Source organism: Streptomyces sp. cf386 (genome assembly GCF_900103585.1).
Taxonomy (GTDB): Bacteria; Actinomycetota; Actinomycetes; order Streptomycetales; family Streptomycetaceae; genus Streptomyces.
In genome coordinates, this window is sequence record NZ_FNHV01000030.1 from 75,934 (window position 1) to 93,082 (window position 17,149).

The window sequence follows — 17,149 nt, forward strand, 5'->3', positions numbered from 1 at the left end:
CTCCCTTGTTAGCCCTTGACCGCGCCGAGCATCACGCCCGAGACGAAGTAGCGCTGGACGAACGGGTACACACAGAGGATCGGCAGCGCGGTGAGCACGATGGTGACCGCCTGGATGTTCGCCCCGACCTGGCTGAGCTGCTCGGTGCCGGCACCGGCGTTGGAGCCTCCGGTGGCGCCCTGGATGAGGTTGCGCAGGTAGACGGTGACCGGCATCAGATCCGTCCGGTCCATATAGAGGAACGCGCTGAACCAGGAGTTCCAGAACGACACCGAGTAGAAGAGCACCATCGTCGCCACGACCGCCTTGGACAGCGGCAGCACGATCCGCAGCAGGATGCCGTACGTGCTCAGGCCGTCGATCTGGGCGGCCTCCTCCAGCTCGGTCGGCAGGCTCTCGAAGAAGGCCTTCATGACCAGGAGGTTGAAGACGCTGATCGCGTTGGGCAGCGCGATGGCCCACACACTGTTCTTCAGTCCGAGGCTGGTGATCAGCACATAGTTGGGGATCAGGCCACCGGTGAAGAACATGGTGAACACGGCGATGCCGACGAGCGCGCCACGGCCCTTGAGGTGCTTCTTCGACAGGACGTAGGCGTAACAGGTCGTCAGCACCATGGCGACGGCGGTCGCGACGACCGTGTAGAACACGGTGTTGCCGTAGTTGCGCCAGAACATGGAGTCCTGGAACACGATCTTGTACGTGGTGAGGTTGAACCCCTCGGGCCACAGGGTCACTTCGCCGGCGCGGATCTGTCGCTCCCCGCTGAAGGACCGCGCGATGATGTTGAGGAAGGGGTACAGGGTCACGACCACGACGAGGGTGAGGATCACCCCGTTGACACCCTGGAAGACGCGGTGGGAACGGCTCGGCTTCACCACAGGCTGGTCCCCACTGTGCGGCGCGAGAGCGTGTTGGCGGACGTGATCAGGACCAGGCCGATGATCGCCTCGAACAGGCCGATGGCGGCGGCGTAGCTGAAGCTGTTGGACTCCACACCGGTCCGGTAGACGTAGGTGGAGATCACGTCGGAGGTCTGGTAGGTCAGCGGGTTGTACAGCAGCAGGACCTTCTCGAAGCCGACGGCCATGAAGGTGCCGACGTTGAGGATCAGCAGCGTGATCATGGTGGGGCGGATGCCGGGCAGGGTGACGTGCCAGATCTGCCGCCAGCGGCCCGCGCCGTCGATGCGGGCGGCCTCGTACAGGTCCTCGTCGATGGTGGTGAGCGCGGCGAGGTAGAGGATCGTGCCCCAGCCGGCGGTCTGCCAGATCTCCGAGCCGACGTAGACGGTGCGGAACCACTCGGGTTCCTGGATGAACCGGATCGGGTCGTGCCCGAACCACCCCAGGACGTGGTTGATCGGGCCGTCCGTGGCGAGCATCTGCATCGTGATGCCCGCGACGATCACGATCGACAGGAAGTGCGGCAGATACGACACCGACTGCACGAATCGTTTCAGCGAGCGTCGGCGCACCTCGTTGAGCAGCAGGGCGAGCACGATCGGGATCGGGAAGCAGAAGACGAGCGTCAGTCCGCCGAGCCACAGGGTGTTGCGGAACACCTGCCAGAAGGTGGGGTCGCTGAGGAACATCTCGACATAGCGCAGGCCCACCCAGTCCTCGCCGAAGATCGATCCGCCCGGCTCGAAGCGCCGGAAGGCGATGACGTTGCCGATCATCGGCAGATAGCGGAAGACCAGGAAGAACAGCAGCGGCAGCAGGGCCAGCGAGTACAACTGCCAGTCCCGGCGCAGCGCCCGACGCCAGCCGGTGCGCGTCGGCGGACGGCCACGGCGGGGTGGGGCTTTCGTCGGCGGCGGCTCCTGTGTGCCGGGGGGCGGAGCCGATCTGGTGGGGGTGCTCATGCGGTAGGCCTCCCGGTGGCACCGAAAGTTTCGGAGTCGTACCGGCAACTTTGCGGCGAGGTTAGGGGCGGGTGTAATGGCTGTCAATGGGACTGACACGGAAGGTGAGTTGAGGAGGCAGTTGCCCGGACGAGCCCCGAACTACGAAACATTCATATTCAGAAGCGCAACAATCGGAGGCAGCTGGTGCCCGCGTTCGACCTGCCCTTGGCGGAGCTGGAGCGCTACCGCCCGGATCCCCACGAGCCCGCCGATTTCGACGAGTTCTGGCACGACACCCTCAAGGAGGCGGCACAGCCGGAGGTGTTGGTGTCGGCGCACCCGGTGCGGACCGGGCTGCGGCTGACCGAGATGTGGGACGTGACCTTCCGGGGGTTCGCCGGCGACCCGGTGCGGGCCTGGTTCAGCAGACCGGCCGGGGTGCGCGAACCGCTGCCCGCGGTCGTCGAGTACGCCGGCTACGGCCGTGGCCGCGGCCTCCCGCACGAGCGGCTGACCTGGGTGAACGCCGGGTACGCGCATCTGCTGATGGACAACAGGGGCCAGGGCGACCAGTACGGCAACGGCGGCGCCACCCCTGACCCGCACGCCACGGCGCCGGGCGGCCCGGGCCCGGCGGTACGCGGGCTGTTGTCACCCCACGACCACCACTACCGCCGCCTGATCACGGACGCGGTACGAGCCGTCACGGCCGTGCGGGCCCTGCCGGGCGTGGACGCCGCACGGATCGCCGCCGTCGGCAACAGCCAGGGCGGCGGGCTCGCCCTCGCCGTAGCGGGACTCGTGCCCGACCTCGCGGCGCTCCTCGCCACCGCCCCGTTCCTGTGCGGCATCCGGCGCGCCCTCGACCTCACGGACGCGGGGCCGTACGGCGAGATCACCGCGTACCTCTCCGTGCACCGGGGCGCCGAGCGCGCCGCGTACGACACCCTCGCCTACCTGGAGGGGATCACCTTCGCGCGGCGCGCCCACGCTGCGGCCCACTTCGGGGTCGGCCTGCGCGACACGGTGTGCCCGCCGAGCGGGGCGTACGGCGCCTTCAACCGCTATGCGGGGCTGTCGGGCGCGGACCCGCGCAAGGAGATCCACGCCTATCCGTTCAACGGCCACGAGGGCGGCGACGCGGTGCACGTGCGTCGCCAACTGGACTGGCTGTGCGAAGTGTTGGCCTTCGACCCACGGTCCGCGTAAATGCGGCCGGATTTCCAACTGGCTTGACGGTGTTGTCCGTTGAGGCGATAGAGTCATGCGGGGGCCGCTCGACAACGTTGTCGACCTTGCATCCCCGCACAGCCACTCTCCAACCGGACGGGCCTCTCTCCCCCCTCGGGTCCGTCTGGCTCGCGGACCCGGTGGACGACGGCTCAACGCCCACCGGGTCCGCTCGAGAACGAACCTCACGCCGTCGCGGCGGTCACCTCCACGGAGAGGTCGTTGTCGACCGTGTAGTAGGGACGTACGGCGACATCGCCGACCGCGGCCGTCGGATAGACGAAGATCTCCTTGCGGTCCGCCACGTCGTCGAGCAGCCGGCCGATCCGGATCGAGGTGGCATCCGCAGCCGGCCGGGGCTGGACGGAGAGGTCCCAGACGCGGCTTCCGGTGTCATGGTGGGCGGCCAACTCCCCGTAGTCCACGGTGAAGGAGAACGCCCGGCCGTCGCTTGCGGCCCGTGGTTCCAGGGTCCGTACGACGCCCTTCCCGCCCCGCAGACGCAGTCGTACGGCGGCCCCCTCGGCGAGCGTGGCGCCGTGCAGCCGGGCCCTGACCGTCAGCGTCCGGCCCGCGACCTCGATGCCCTCGACCTCCGCGTGGGCGGTGCGCAGCCAGGCCCGCACCGCGAGATAGCCGTCCTTGGTGGTGTACGGCACCCGCACGGCGACCGGCGACGGCCAGTCGCGGGCCCGTCCGTCGACGAGGGTCCGCAGGTCACGCAGACCGGGGCGGAGGCGGAGGCGCCCTGCGCTTGACTCTCCGCGCTCACCTGGTTCTCCGCGCTCGCCCGGTTCTCCTGGTTCGGGAAGCAGGTACACGTCCCAACGGCCCTCGGCGAGGGCGAGCTTCGGCTCCAGGACGGCGCGCAGGCGGCCGTCGTCCTCGGGCTCCAGGTCGAGCATGTGCAGAACCTTCTCGGGCTGCCCCTTCTTGGGACGCAGCCGCAGCAGCAGCCGGGGCGGGTGGGAGCCGGCGGCCGTCTGCGCCGGCAGCAGGAAGGTGATGCGCCCGTCCGAGTCGACCGTGCAGTCGGTGCGCGGTGTCGCGTCACGTGTCGTGCCGGGTTGCCTCGTCATCGCTGTCCCCTCCGTACCGTGCGCACCGCGCGGGAGGCCACGGCATAGGCGGCGTCGCGGGCGGCGAAGCCCTGGCTGACCAGGGCACGTTGTATTCGGCCGGGTCCCTGCCCGACCGGTCGCCCGGCCCTGCGAGCCGACAGTGCCTCGTCGATCAGTCGCTCGGCGTGGTCGACGATCGGGAGCGGCGCGAACCGTCGCGCGTTCGCCATGGCCGTACGGCCCATCTGCCGGCGTCGTTCGTCGTCGCGGACGAGGTCCAGGAGTGCGGCGCCCAGCGCGTCACGGTCCCCGACCGGCACGAGTCGGCCGTCGACCCCGTCCTTGATGATCTCGCCGGGTCCGTACGGGCAGTCGGTGCTGACCACCGGCAGTCCGCAGCGCATCGCCTCGACGATGGTCATGCCGAACGGCTCGAAGTTGGACGCGGCCGCGCCGATCGAGCCCTTGACCCACTCCGCCTCCATGGGAGCCGCCGCGCCCATGAGGAAGACGTTGTCGTACAGGCCGAGGCGGTGGATGAGCTGCCGCAGCCGGTCCTGTTCCTCGCCCTTGCCGTAGATGCGCAGGTGCCAGTCGGGACGTTCGGCGGCGACGAGGGCGAAGGCCTCGATGAGCAGGTCGTACCGCTTCACCGGGACCAGCCGCCCCGCCGCGACCACGACCTTCGCGGTGCCGTCCGCGGCGGCCAGCGCGGGGTCGGGAACGCTGTTCGGGAGTGCCTCCACCCGCACACCGGGCAGCCGCATCTTGCGCCGGTAGGCGGCGGCGTCCGCCTCCGTGACCGTGGTCAGCACGTCCAGCCCGCGATACGCCCGGCGCAGCGCGGTGCGCAGCCGGGGCGGGTGGTTGTCGAGGGTGAGGTGCTCCTGCCCGATGCGGATGACGCGTTCCGGTGCCTGGAGCGCGAGGTGCACGTTGAGTCCGGGCCGGGTGCCGATGACGACATCGGCGTCGGTCGCCGCCAGACACTCGCCGATCCGCCGGTCGGTCAACTCGCTGTACTGCCGGTGGCGGTACTCGGCGGCGGGGAACACGCGCGCCGGTCTCAAATGCAGGGGATGTTCCTTCTCGTGCCGCAGATCCACCAGCGGGTTTAAGGAAACCTTCGGGTCCAGGGTGAAGTTGGGGTGTTCCCGGTGCCGCAGCACGGAGACGATCTCCACGTCGTGCCGCTCGGCCAGCGCCTGAGCCAGGTTGAACGTGGTGGTGATCGTGCCTCCGATCCCGTAGGCGTTGTGCAGCAGGAAAGTGATCTTCATATGGGCTAGACCGCGTCGAACCCCCTTACGGTTGCCTTCCGTTACCAGTTTGTTTTCCTGTTCAACACTCTGCCGACCGGGGCCGGTCGCCGCTCGCGGTCACCACCCCACCCGGATCGACGACGGGCCCGGCGGGCGACGGCTCGACGCCCACCGGGTCCGCTTCGGGCGGCGGTTCAGCCCACCCGACAGGGCAGGGTCGCCGTACTGTCGCCGCCGGAGCCGGAGACGACGTAGCCGAAGGTCGTGCTCTCCCCCGGATCGAGGGAGCCGTTCCAGTCGACGTTGTGGACCATCACCGCCTGTCCGGTGTAGGTCGCGTTGCCGCTCCAGAGGCTCTCCACCTTCTGGCCGACCGGGAGCGTCCAGTCGACCATCCAGCCGAGCATGGGGACGTCGCCGGTGTTGGTGACGGTCACCTCGGACTGGTAGCCACCGGACCAACTGCCGGTCGTACGGCGGGCGGCCGAGCACTCGCCGGGCACCGGGTCGGTCGGGTTGCCGGGCTCCTTGATGCCGGTCACCTCGCCGTTGCCGCCGTCGAAGACGATGTCGGAGCAGGAGTAGAAGGTTTCCTGACTGTCGGAGCGCTGCCAGACCATGTAGACGATGTGGCGGCCCGACTTGTTGTCAGGAAGCTTTCCTGTCCAGGAGTAGTTGGCCTCGACCGTGCCCGGGGAGCCGTTGAGCGGCGGGTGGTCGACGGAGAGGAAGGGCTGCTCCTCCATGTCGTCCCAGGTGAGGGTCTGGGTCGGGTCGAAGCCGTCCTTGGTGATGTAGACGTAGAACCAACCCGGGTGCGCGGCCCAGGCGTTGTACGAGAAGTCGACCGTCGCGCCCGAGGTGAGATGGGTGAGCGGCCAGTCGTCGCGCGGCACGTTGAAGCCGGTGAAGTTGGTGTTGCCGCCGCTGCACAGCTCGCCGTCGGGCACGAAGCCGCGGGTGCGGCCGGCGCCGTCGGAGCGGAGCACGGAGAACCAGTTGTAGAACGGCGTTGTGCCGCTGATCTGTTGGGCCGCCTTACAGGCAGGGTTGACCGGCTTGATCTCTCCGGTGTCGGTCAGCCCGTCCTGCCAGCACAGGAAGGTGCGGCTGCCCGGCTTCATGGGGGTGCCGTGGGCCTCCGCCTCGCCGCCGGTGCTCATGACGAGGGCCACGGCGGGGATGGTCGCGAGCAGGGAGACCAGGACGAGGAAGAGCGCTCTGGCGCGGGTGGGGAGCGTTAATCGGCGAGGCGGGGGTGCGCTCGCGTCAGTTGTTGTCAGGATCATGACATACGAGTCCGTTCCTTCAGGTACGGGCTGTGCGGATGCATGTGTGCGGGTGCGGATATGCCGTCGCATACGCGAGGCGATGCGACCGGGTGGGGCGGGAGCGGCACACAGGCGGCGGGTTCCGGTCCACCGCATGGGAGCGCTCCCACCTCCCCTTGGTTCGGAAAGTAGCGCCGAGTGGCGCAGTTGTAAACGGATGACGCACGAGGCGTCACAGGCGTACGGGGCAACGGCTGTCGTCCGTCAGCAGTTGCCGGCGAGCGTCCGTGAGGACCGCGCCGGTGCCGGGGCGGACGGGCCCGACAGGGCGTCCAGTACCGGTGGTTCGGCGTCCACGGACGGCAGTTCGATGGTGAACTCGGTGCGACCGGGCGCGCTCTCGACGTCGATACGGCCGCCGTGCGCGGAGACGATCGCCGCCACGATGGCGAGGCCGAGACCGGATCCCCCGTCGTGCGGGCCGCTGCGGGCGCGGGAGGCGTCGGCGCGGGTGAAGCGTTCGAAGACGGTGGGGAGGAAGGCGGGCGGGATGCCGGGGCCGTTGTCGCGGATGCGGATCACGACGCCGGAGCCGTCCCTCGCCGCACCGGATCCGTCCCCCGCCTCCACCGTGGCCACGACCCGTGTGCCCGCCGGTGTGTGCACCCGGGCGTTGGCGAGGAGGTTGGCCACCACCTGGTGGAGGCGGGCCTGGTCGCCGAGGACCGACGGGGCCGCGTCGAGGCGCAGTTCGAGCTGCCAGTCGTGGGTGCCGCCCGCCGCTCGCGCGTCCCAGACCGCCTCGGCGACCAGCGCCGCCATGTCCACCTCGGCGGACTGCAGCGGTCGCCCCTCGTCCAGGCGGGCCAGCAGGAGCAGATCCTCGACCAGCCCCGTCATCCGGGCCGACTCGGCGGACACCCGGCGCCAGGCGAGCACCGGCTCGACCCGGTCGGTGCCGCGGCTCATGAGTTCGGCGTAGCCGGCGATCGAGGCGAGCGGGGTGCGCAGTTCATGGCTGGCGTCGGAGAGGAACCGGCGCATCCGTTCCTCGCTGCGCTGGCGTGCGGTGAGCGAGGACTCGACGTGGTCGATCATGCGGTTGAGCGCGGCGCCGACCTGGCCGGCCTCGCTGGCGGGGTCGGTGTCCGGGGCCGGGACCCGGGTGAGGCCGGTGACCTCGCCGCGGTCGAGCGGGGCGCGGGAGACCTCGGCGGCGGTGGCGGCGACCCGGCCGAGGGGGCGCAGTTGGCGTCGTACGACCACGGCGCAGACCCCGCCCGCCACGGCGAGACCGGCCACCGCCACGGCTGCCTCGGCGGCGACGAGTCCGCCGATCATGCGCTGGACGTCGTCCATGGGCAGCCCGGTGAGGACCCGGATGCCGCCGCTCTCGACCGCTGCGACCCGATAGGTGCCGAGGCCCGGGACGGTCCGGGTGTGCTCGGTGCCGTCCGTCGCGATGTCCGCCAACGCGGCGGTCTGCTCGGCGGTGAGCGTCTTCGGCGCGGCGTCCTGGCTGACGACCGCGGCGGCGACGATCGTGCCGTCCTCGTCGAGGCGGGCCGCGAGCAGGCCGGCCGGGTGGCCGTTCTCGTTGAGGAAGCCCAGGTCGTCCTCGACGTCCGGGTGCAGCGCGGCCCCGCCCAGACTGCGGGAGACGGCGTTGGCGACCCGGCCGTCCAGGTCGCCCATCAGATAGGCGCGTTGGACGAAGGCCGTGGTGAGCGCCATCGCGACGCACACGGCGACCAGGGTGAGGCCGATGAACACGAGCAGGCGCGTGCGCAGGGAGCGAAGGGGTCGTCGCGTGCTCATCTCCCGTCCTCCACCGGCCGGATGGCGTAGCCGAGCCCGCGCACGGTGTGGATCAGCGGCGCCCGGCCGTGGTCGATCTTGCGGCGGAGGTTGGAGATGTAGACCTCCACGAGGTTGCCGCCGCCGTCGAAGGAACTGCTCCACACATGATCGAGGATCTGCGCCTTGCTGAGCACCTGCCGCGGGTGGCCCATCATCAGGCTGAGCAGGTCGAACTCCTTGGCGGTGAGCGGGACGGGCACGCCCGCGCGGTGCACCTCGCGGCTCTCCTCGGTCAGCACGAGGTCGCCGAGGACGCGCACGGACGTGTCGGACCGGGCCCGCTCGGCCCCCGCCCGGCGCAGCAGTCCACGCAGCCGCAGGACGACCTCCTCCAGGGAGAACGGCTTGGTGACGTAGTCGTCGGCACCGGCGCCGAGGCCGTCCAGCCGGTGCTCCAGGGCGTCGCGGGCGGTGAGCATGAGGACGGGCAGCTTCGGGTTCTCGTACCTGAGGCGGCGGAGCACCTGGAGGCCGTCCAGGTCGGGCAGCATCCCGTCGAGCACGACGGCGTGCGGCGGGCAGCCCCGCGCGATCCTCAGCGCGCTCTGTCCGTCGAGCGCCGGGTAGGCGCGCCAGCCCGCCTCCTCGACGGCGACGGAGAGCAGGTCGGTGAGCGCGGGCTCGTCGTCGACGATGAGCACACGGACACGGCCGTTTCGCAGCCCTTGGGTGCCAGTCATGTCCCGATCCTGTCCCCGTCCGCTGAGGGAACCCTGTGTTCCACCTGAGGATGGGTGATGACCTGGGGTTTCCCGGCGCGGGGAGGGCGGTTGAGGGCAGCCCCCGCCCGGACACGGCGAAGGGCCGCACCCCCGGTGACCGGGGATGCGGCCCTCAACCGCCGTGCCGTACCGCTGACTTGATCGCTTACTTGCGGATCAGGCTGCGCAGCACGTACTGCATGATGCCGCCGTTGCGGTAGTAGTCGGCCTCACCGGGGGTGTCGATGCGGACGACCGCGTCGAACTCGACGCCCGTGTCGGTGCTGACCTTGACCGTGCGCGGCGTGGTGCCGTTGTTGAGCTCCTCGACGCCGGTGAAGGAGAAGGTCTCCTCGCCGGTCAGACCGAGGGACTCGGCGTTCTGGCCCTCCGGGAACTGGAGCGGCAGGACGCCCATGCCGATGAGGTTCGAGCGGTGGATGCGCTCGTACGACTCGGTGATGACGGCCTTGACGCCGAGGAGCGCGGTGCCCTTGGCGGCCCAGTCACGGGACGAGCCGGAGCCGTACTCCTTGCCGCCCAGGATGACCAGCGGGATGCCCTGCTCGATGTAGTTGCGCGAGGCGTCGTAGATGAACGACACCGGGCCGTCGGCCTGGGTGAAGTCGCGGGTGTAGCCGCCCTCGGTGCCCGGCGCGAGCTGGTTGCGCAGGCGGATGTTGGCGAACGTGCCGCGGATCATGACCTCGTGGTTGCCCCGGCGCGAACCGTAGGAGTTGAAGTCACGACGCTCCACACCGTGCTCGGTGAGGTACTTGCCGGCCGGGGTGTCGGCCTTGATGGCGCCGGCGGGCGAGATGTGGTCGGTGGTGACCGAGTCGCCCAGCTTGGCGAGGACGCGCGCGCCGGTGATGTCGGAGACCGGGGTGGTCTCCATCGTCATGCCCTCGAAGTACGGGGGCTTGCGGACGTACGTCGACTGCGCGTCCCACTCGAAGGTGTCGCCGGTCGGGATCGACAGGGCCTGCCACTGGGCGTCGCCCGCGAAGACGTCCTGGTAGGACTTGTTGAACATGTCCTCACCGATGGCGTTGGCCACGACGTCGTTGACCTCGGCCTCGGTCGGCCAGATGTCGGTCAGGAAGACCGGCTTGCCGTCCTGGTCGGTGCCGAGCGCGTCCTTGGTGATGTCCACCTTCATGGAGCCCGCGAGGGCGTACGCGACGACCAGCGGCGGGGAGGCCAGGTAGTTCATCTTGACGTCGGGGTTGATACGGCCCTCGAAGTTCCGGTTGCCGGAGAGGACCGAGGTGACGGCGAGGTCGTGGTCGTTGACGGCCTTGGAGACCTCCTCCGGCAGCGGGCCGGAGTTGCCGATGCAGGTGGTGCAGCCGTAGCCGACGAGGTTGAAGCCGACCTTGTCGAGGTACGGGGTCAGACCGGCCTTGTCGAAGTAGTCGGTGACGACCTTCGAGCCCGGGGCGAGGGTGGTCTTGACCCACGGCTTGCGGGTCAGGCCCTTCTCCACGGCCTTCTTCGCGACGAGCGCGGCGGCGACCATGACGTACGGGTTCGAGGTGTTGGTGCAGGAGGTGATGGCCGCGACCGTCACCGCACCGTGGTCGATCTCGTAGGTCGAGCCGTCGGGGGCGGTGACGGTGACCGGGTTGGACGGGACGCCGTTGGGCGCGACGGCCGGGGCGTCGGAGGCCGGGAAGGACTCCTTGCCGGACTCGTCGGCGGTGTCGACGTAGTTGCGGACGTCCTGGGCGAACTGCTGGGCGGCGTTCGCGAGGACGATACGGTCCTGCGGGCGCTTCGGGCCGGCGATCGACGGGACGACCGTCGAGAGGTCCAGCTCCAGCTTCTCGGAGAAGTCGGGCTCGGCCTGCGGGTCCAGCCAGAGGCCCTGCTCCTTGGCGTACGCCTCGACGAGCGCGAGCTGCTGCTCGGAGCGGCCGGTGAGCTTGAGGTACTTGATGGTCTCGCCGTCGATCGGGAAGACCGCGGCGGTGGAACCGAACTCCGGCGACATGTTGCCGATGGTGGCGCGGTTCGCGAGGGAGGTGGCGGCGACACCCTCACCGTAGAACTCGACGAACTTGCCGACGACACCGTGCTTGCGGAGCATCTCGGTGATGGTCAGCACGAGGTCGGTGGCGGTCGTGCCCGGGGTGAGCTCACCGGTCAGCTTGAAGCCGACGACGCGCGGGATGAGCATCGAGACCGGCTGGCCGAGCATCGCGGCCTCGGCCTCGATGCCGCCGACGCCCCAGCCGAGGACGCCGAGGCCGTTGACCATGGTGGTGTGCGAGTCGGTGCCGACGAGGGTGTCGGGGTAGGCCTGGCCATTGCGGACCATGACCGTGCGCGCCAGGTGCTCGATGTTCACCTGGTGGACGATGCCGGTGCCGGGCGGGACGACCTTGAAGTCGTCGAAGGCGGTCTGGCCCCAGCGCAGGAACTGGTAGCGCTCCTTGTTGCGGCCGTACTCGAGGTCGACGTTCTGCTTGAAGGCGTCGTTCGTGCCGAACTTGTCGGCGATGACGGAGTGGTCGATGACCATCTCGGCCGGGGAGAGCGGGTTGACCTTCGCCGGGTCGCCGCCGAGGGCCTTGACGGCCTCACGCATGGTGGCGAGGTCCACGACACAGGGCACGCCGGTGAAGTCCTGCATGATCACGCGGGCCGGCGTGAACTGGATCTCCTGCGACGGCTGGGCCTGGGAGTCCCAGCCGCCGAGGGCGCGGATGTGGTCGGCGGTGATGTTCGCGCCGTCCTCGGTGCGGAGGAGGTTCTCCAGCAGCACCTTCAGGCTGTAGGGGAGGCGCGCGGCGCCCTCGACCTTGTCCAGCCGGAAGATCTCGTACGACTCGTCGCCCACCTGCAGCGTGCTGCGGGCGTCGAAGCTGTTCGCCGACACGACAGTCTCCTTCATTTTTGTGCGCTTACCACCGCATCCTGCCGCCACGCCGCCTTGGCCGATCCGCTAAGGTAAGGCTAAGTTAGGCATGCCTTACTGCTAGACCCGGCAAGGCGTGCGACTGCGGTGCGCCTCGGCAGATATCTCGATGTCGAGATAACTCTAGTACACGGGGCCGGATTGGTCATGCCCGGCCTCCCTCTCCCATTCCATCAGCCGCACCCTTGCGCACACCTCCACGGGAATCCGCGCCCCTTCACATGGGCTCTTTGCATGACCATGCGAGTTCATGCATACTCTTCCTATGTCCAAGGTCCTCACCTCCCTGCCCACCGGCGAACGTGTCGGCATCGCCTTCTCCGGCGGTCTCGACACCTCGGTCGCGGTCGCCTGGATGCGCGACAAGGGCGCCGTCCCGTGCACCTACACCGCCGACATCGGCCAGTACGACGAGCCCGACATCGCCTCGGTGCCCGGCCGCGCCAAGACCTACGGCGCCGAGATCGCGCGCCTGGTCGACTGCCGTGCCGCCCTGGTCGAGGAGGGCCTGGCCGCGCTGACGTGCGGCGCGTTCCACATCCGCTCCGGCGGGCGGGCGTACTTCAACACCACGCCGCTGGGCCGCGCCGTCACCGGCACGCTGCTGGTGCGGGCGATGCTCGAGGACAACGTCCAGATCTGGGGCGACGGCTCGACCTACAAGGGCAACGACATCGAGCGGTTCTACCGCTACGGCCTGCTCGCCAACCCCCACCTGCGGATCTACAAGCCCTGGCTGGACGCGAACTTCGTGACCGAGCTCGGCGGCCGCAAGGAGATGTCGGAGTGGCTGGTCGCCCACGGCCTGCCCTACCGGGACGCCACGGAGAAGGCCTACTCCACCGACGCCAACATCTGGGGCGCCACCCACGAGGCCAAGACCCTGGAGCACCTGGACACCGGCGTCGAGACCGTGGAGCCCATCATGGGCGTGCGGTTCTGGGACCCGTCCATCGAGATCGCCGCCGAGGACGTGACGATCGGCTTCGAGCAGGGCCGCCCGGTCACCATCAACGGCAAGGAGTTCGCCTCCCCCGTCGACCTGGTGATGGAGGCCAACGCCATCGGCGGCCGCCACGGCCTCGGCATGTCGGACCAGATCGAGAACCGCATCATCGAGGCCAAGAGCCGCGGTATCTACGAGGCCCCGGGCATGGCGCTGCTGCACGCGGCGTACGAGCGCCTCGTGAACGCCATCCACAACGAGGACACCCTCGCCCAGTACCACAACGAGGGCCGCCGCCTCGGCCGCCTGATGTACGAGGGCCGCTGGCTGGACCCGCAGGCGCTGATGATCCGCGAGTCTCTGCAGCGCTGGGTGGGCGCCGCCGTGACCGGCGAGGTCACCCTCCGGCTGCGGCGCGGCGAGGACTACTCGCTCCTCGACACGACGGGCCCGGCGTTCAGCTACCACCCGGACAAGCTGTCCATGGAGCGCACCGAGGACTCGGCCTTCGGCCCGGTCGACCGGATCGGCCAGCTCACCATGCGCAACCTCGACATCGCCGACTCGCGCGCCAAGCTGGAGCAGTTCGTCGGCCTCGGCCTGATCGGCACCGGCAGCCCCACCGTCGGCGCCTCCCAGGCCGCCGCGACCGGCCTCATCGGCACCATGCCGGAGCTGCCCGAGGGCGGCGCCGAGGCCATCGCCTCCCGCGGCGAGGTCTCCGAGGAGGACGCGCTGCTGGACCGCGCGGCGATGGAGTCCGGCACGGACTGACCGCCACGAGGGGACGGACACGGGAAAGCCGGCCGGGCGCCACGGGCGCCGGGCCGGCCTTTCCCGTCCGTGTGCCATCAGTCGGCCGAGTCGGGGTAATCGAGGGACAAGTACCCCGACCGCGAAGGGAGGCAGCCATGCCCCTCACGTTCCGCAAGAGCTTCCGGATCCTTCCGGGAGTGCGACTGAACATCAACCGGCACTCCTGGTCCCTCACCACCGGCGGCAAACACGGCCCCCGGCGCACACACAGCAGCACCGGACGTCGTACGACATCAATGGATTTGCCCGGACCTTTCGGGTGGCGGCGCAGCCGTAACGCCAGGCGACGTTGACGGCCCGTCACTCGAATGACCCCCCTATCGAGGTCTCATCTCATATCTGAGATAACCTCAACCTCATGGCAGACGACTACCTCGTACGCATCGGCAAGCTCATCCGTGACGCCCGGCAACACCGTGGCTGGACACAGACGCAGCTCGCCGAGGCGTTGGGCACCTCCCAGAGCGCCGTCAATCGCATCGAGCGCGGCAACCAGAACATCAGCCTTGAGATGATCGCCCGAATCGGTGAAGCCCTGGACAGCGAGATCGTGTCCCTGGGATACGCCGGGCCGATGCATCTGCGGGTCGTCGGCGGACGTCGGCTGTCCGGTTCGATCGACGTCAAGACCAGCAAGAACGCCTGCGTGGCCCTGCTGTGCGCCTCGCTGCTCAACAAGGGGCGCACGGTGCTGCGCCGCGTCGCCCGCATCGAGGAGGTCTACCGCCTTCTGGAGGTGCTCAACTCCATCGGCGTACGCACCCGTTGGATCAACGACGGCGTCGACCTGGAGCTCGTACCGCCGGCCGAGCTGAACATGGCGGCGATCGACGCCGAGGCGGCCGTACGCACCCGCTCGATCATCATGTTCCTCGGCCCGCTGCTGCACCGCATGGACCTCTTCAAGCTGCCGTACGCGGGCGGCTGCGACCTCGGCACCCGGACCATCGAGCCGCACATGATCGCGCTGCGCCGGTTCGGACTGGACGTGGCGGCGACCGAGGGCCAGTACCACGCCACGGTCGACCGCTCCGTCCGTCCCGACCGTCCGATCGTGCTGACCGAGCGCGGCGACACGGTGACCGAGAACGCGCTGCTGGCCGCGGCGCGGCACGACGGCGTCACCGTCATCCGCAACGCCTCCTCCAACTACATGGTCCAGGACCTGTGCTTCTTCCTGGAGGCGCTCGGCGTCCGGGTCGAGGGCATCGGCACCACCACGCTCACCGTGCACGGTGTGCCGGACATCGACGCCGACGTGGACTACTCGCCGTCCGAGGACCCGGTCGAGGCGATGAGCCTGCTGGCCGCGGCGGTGGTGACGGAGTCGGAACTGACGGTGCGTCGCGTCCCCATCGAGTTCCTGGAGATCGAGCTGGCGGTCCTGGAGGAGATGGGACTAGACCACGACCGTACGCCCGAGTACTTCGCGGACAACGGCCGTACGCGCCTGGTGGACCTGACGGTCCGGCCCTCCAAACTGGAGGCGCCGATCGACAAGATCCACCCGATGCCGTTCCCGGGCCTGAACATCGACAACGTCCCGTTCTTCGCGGCCATCGCCGCCGTCGCGTCGGGCAAGACCCTGATCCACGACTGGGTCTACGACAACCGCGCGATCTACCTGACCGACCTCAACCGCCTGGGCGGCCGACTCCAGCTCCTAGACCCGCACCGCGTCCTGGTCGAGGGCCCGACCCGCTGGCGCGCCGCCGAGATGATGTGCCCGCCCGCCCTGCGGCCCGCCGTGGTCGTCCTGCTGGCGATGATGGCGGCGGAGGGCACGTCGGTGCTGCGGAACGTGTATGTCATCAACCGGGGTTACGAGGACCTCGCCGAGCGGCTGAACTCCATCGGGGCGCAGATCGAGATCTTTCGGGACATCTGACCGGCGCGTGCCGCCACACCCTGGCCGGCCTGCACGAATGCGCGGCCAGCCCCGAGTGGGGGACGACGCCCTTGGGTGTGCCGGTGGAGCCGGAGGTGTGGATGACGTAGGCGGGGGTCGACGGGTTCGGGGAGGGGGCGTCGAAGGGCTCGCCCTCGTACGCCTCCGGGTCCAGGACCAGCACCGGCACATCGCCCGCAGTGTTCGGCAGCACGTCGTCCGCGACGACGAGCACCGGAGTTGCGTCGGCCAGCGTGCGGCGCAGGCGTTCCGCGGGGTGCTCGGGGTCCAGCGGCAGATACGCGGCGCCGGTGCGCTGGACGGCGAGCGCGGTCACCGGCCAGTCGGTGCCGCGTGCGCGCATGAGCGCCACGATCCGACCGGGACCGGCGCCGTACCGGACCACCCCCCATACGGGCGAAGAGTTCCTCCGCCGCGGCACGATGGCGGGCGGCGACGCCGACCTGTCCATCATCCAGGGCCGCAAGGTCGCGGTCATCGGTTACGGCAGCCAGGGCCACGCCCACGCGCTGTCGCTCCGTGACTCGGGTGTCGACGTCCGCGTCGGTCTGCACGAGGGCTCCAAGTCCAAGGCGAAGGCCGAGGAGCAGGGCCTGCGCGTGGTGACCCCGTCGGAGGCCGCCGCCGAGGCCGACGTCATCATGATCCTCGTCCCGGACCCGATCCAGGCCCAGGTCTACGAGGAGCACATCGCCCCGAACCTGAACGACGGCGACGCCCTGTTCTTCGGCCACGGTCTGAACATCCGCTACGGCTTCATCAAGCCCCCGGCCGGCGTCGACGTCTGCATGGTCGCCCCCAAGGGCCCGGGCCACCTGGTCCGCCGCCAGTACGAGGAGGGCCGCGGCGTTCCGTGTATCGCGGCTGTCGAGCAGGACGCCACCGGCAACGCCTTCGCGCTGGCCCTGTCGTACGCCAAGGGCATCGGCGGCACCCGCGCCGGCGTCATCAAGACGACCTTCACCGAGGAGACCGAGACCGACCTGTTCGGTGAGCAGGCCGTCCTCTGCGGTGGTACGGCCGCCCTGGTCAAGGCCGGTTTCGAGACGCTGACCGAGGCCGGCTACCAGCCGGAGATCGCGTACTTCGAGTGCCTGCACGAGCTGAAGCTGATCGTGGACCTCATGTACGAGGGCGGCCTGGAGAAGATGCGCTGGTCGATCTCCGAGACCGCCGAGTGGGGCGACTACGTCACCGGCCCGCGGATCATCACCGACGCCACCAAGGCCGAGATGAAGCAGGTCCTCGCCGAGATCCAGGACGGCACCTTCGCCCAGGCCTGGATGGACGAGTACCACGGCGGTCTGAAGAAGTACAACGA

At 69.5% G+C, this 17,149-nt stretch carries 14 protein-coding genes; 5 read left to right on the plus strand and 9 right to left on the minus strand.

All coding sequences use genetic code 11. The features are described 5' to 3' along the window. Window positions 1-8 precede the first annotated feature (8 nt). Window positions 9-881: a carbohydrate ABC transporter permease gene (locus tag BLU79_RS43245; protein ID WP_093911537.1), complete on the minus strand. Its 873-nt coding sequence runs from the start codon at window positions 879-881 to the stop codon at window positions 9-11. Then, on the minus strand, window positions 875-1,867 hold the full coding sequence (locus tag BLU79_RS43250) for an ABC transporter permease (RefSeq protein WP_093911538.1): 993 nt from the start codon (window positions 1,865-1,867) through the stop codon (window positions 875-877). Before BLU79_RS43250 ends, BLU79_RS43245 begins: the two co-directional genes overlap by 7 nt. A gap of 186 nt (window positions 1,868-2,053) precedes the next feature. On the opposite strand from BLU79_RS43250, the gene BLU79_RS43255 reads away from it, so the two are divergent. After that, window positions 2,054-3,058 (plus strand): acetylxylan esterase, encoded by a 1,005-nt coding sequence (locus BLU79_RS43255; RefSeq protein WP_093911539.1) that lies wholly within the window; start codon window positions 2,054-2,056, stop codon window positions 3,056-3,058. A 206-nt stretch (window positions 3,059-3,264) separates the two neighbouring features. Here the strand turns inward: BLU79_RS43255 and BLU79_RS43260 are convergent, their stop codons facing one another. The 6 genes from BLU79_RS43260 to acnA all read right to left on the minus strand — a co-directional run bounded on the left by BLU79_RS43260 (window position 3,265) and on the right by acnA (window position 12,118). Beyond that, window positions 3,265-4,158 (minus strand): transferase, encoded by an 894-nt coding sequence (locus BLU79_RS43260; RefSeq protein ID WP_093911540.1) that lies wholly within the window; start codon window positions 4,156-4,158, stop codon window positions 3,265-3,267. Beyond that, window positions 4,155-5,420, minus strand: a complete 1,266-nt coding sequence (locus BLU79_RS43265; RefSeq protein WP_093911541.1) for a glycosyltransferase family 4 protein — start codon at window positions 5,418-5,420, stop codon at window positions 4,155-4,157. Before BLU79_RS43265 ends, BLU79_RS43260 begins: the two co-directional genes overlap by 4 nt. 176 nt (window positions 5,421-5,596) lie before the next feature. Further along, window positions 5,597-6,691 (minus strand): lytic polysaccharide monooxygenase auxiliary activity family 9 protein, encoded by a 1,095-nt coding sequence (locus tag BLU79_RS43270; protein WP_093911542.1) that lies wholly within the window; start codon window positions 6,689-6,691, stop codon window positions 5,597-5,599. Between the two features lie 246 nt (window positions 6,692-6,937). Continuing rightward, entirely contained in the window at window positions 6,938-8,491 is a 1,554-nt protein-coding gene (locus tag BLU79_RS43275) for a sensor histidine kinase (RefSeq protein ID WP_093911543.1), read from the minus strand. Then, the gene (locus BLU79_RS43280) at window positions 8,488-9,213 is read right to left on the minus strand and encodes a response regulator transcription factor (protein WP_093911544.1); all 726 of its coding nucleotides are present in this window, start codon (window positions 9,211-9,213) and stop codon (window positions 8,488-8,490) included. Before BLU79_RS43280 ends, BLU79_RS43275 begins: the two co-directional genes overlap by 4 nt. Before the next feature lie 187 nt (window positions 9,214-9,400). Then, window positions 9,401-12,118, minus strand: coding sequence for an aconitate hydratase AcnA (gene acnA / locus BLU79_RS43285; protein ID WP_093911555.1), 2,718 nt, complete (start codon window positions 12,116-12,118; stop codon window positions 9,401-9,403). 304 nt (window positions 12,119-12,422) lie between these two features. On the opposite strand from acnA, the gene argG reads away from it, so the two are divergent. The 3 genes from argG (at window position 12,423) to BLU79_RS43300 (ending at window position 15,807) form a co-directional block, all read left to right on the plus strand. Then, window positions 12,423-13,877: an argininosuccinate synthase gene (gene argG, locus BLU79_RS43290; protein ID WP_093911545.1), complete on the plus strand. Its 1,455-nt coding sequence runs from the start codon at window positions 12,423-12,425 to the stop codon at window positions 13,875-13,877. 137 nt (window positions 13,878-14,014) lie between these two features. Further along, window positions 14,015-14,212, plus strand: a complete 198-nt coding sequence (locus tag BLU79_RS43295; protein WP_093911546.1) for a DUF4236 domain-containing protein — start codon at window positions 14,015-14,017, stop codon at window positions 14,210-14,212. A gap of 65 nt (window positions 14,213-14,277) precedes the next feature. After that, complete coding sequence (locus tag BLU79_RS43300) at window positions 14,278-15,807, plus strand: helix-turn-helix domain-containing protein (protein WP_093911547.1); 1,530 nt, start codon at window positions 14,278-14,280, stop codon at window positions 15,805-15,807. Here the strand turns inward: BLU79_RS43300 and BLU79_RS43305 are convergent. After that, window positions 15,731-16,171, minus strand: a complete 441-nt coding sequence (locus BLU79_RS43305; protein ID WP_177001414.1) for an AMP-binding protein — start codon at window positions 16,169-16,171, stop codon at window positions 15,731-15,733. The two genes, BLU79_RS43300 and BLU79_RS43305, sit on opposite strands and share 77 nt — an antisense overlap. A 79-nt stretch (window positions 16,172-16,250) precedes the next feature. Here BLU79_RS43305 and ilvC point away from each other — a divergent pair. After that, on the plus strand, window positions 16,251-17,149 hold an 899-nt coding region (gene ilvC / locus BLU79_RS43310), incomplete at its 3' end, for a ketol-acid reductoisomerase (RefSeq protein ID WP_218137842.1).

What these genes read in the sequence shown, in the direction of transcription:
- BLU79_RS43280 (WP_093911544.1), bottom strand. Translation starts at nt 9,213, where the DNA reads ATGACTGGCACCCAAGGGCTGCGAAACGGCCGTGTCCGTGTGCTCATC.
- BLU79_RS43305 (WP_177001414.1), bottom strand. Translation starts at nt 16,171, where the DNA reads ATGCGCGCACGCGGCACCGACTGGCCGGTGACCGCGCTCGCCGTCCAG.
- BLU79_RS43260 (WP_093911540.1), bottom strand. Translation starts at nt 4,158, where the DNA reads ATGACGAGGCAACCCGGCACGACACGTGACGCGACACCGCGCACCGAC.
- BLU79_RS43250 (WP_093911538.1), bottom strand. Translation starts at nt 1,867, where the DNA reads ATGAGCACCCCCACCAGATCGGCTCCGCCCCCCGGCACACAGGAGCCG.
- argG (WP_093911545.1), top strand. Translation starts at nt 12,423, where the DNA reads ATGTCCAAGGTCCTCACCTCCCTGCCCACCGGCGAACGTGTCGGCATC.
- BLU79_RS43295 (WP_093911546.1), top strand. Translation starts at nt 14,015, where the DNA reads ATGCCCCTCACGTTCCGCAAGAGCTTCCGGATCCTTCCGGGAGTGCGA.
- BLU79_RS43275 (WP_093911543.1), bottom strand. Translation starts at nt 8,491, where the DNA reads ATGAGCACGCGACGACCCCTTCGCTCCCTGCGCACGCGCCTGCTCGTG.
- BLU79_RS43300 (WP_093911547.1), top strand. Translation starts at nt 14,278, where the DNA reads ATGGCAGACGACTACCTCGTACGCATCGGCAAGCTCATCCGTGACGCC.
- BLU79_RS43265 (WP_093911541.1), bottom strand. Translation starts at nt 5,420, where the DNA reads ATGAAGATCACTTTCCTGCTGCACAACGCCTACGGGATCGGAGGCACG.
- BLU79_RS43270 (WP_093911542.1), bottom strand. Translation starts at nt 6,691, where the DNA reads ATGATCCTGACAACAACTGACGCGAGCGCACCCCCGCCTCGCCGATTA.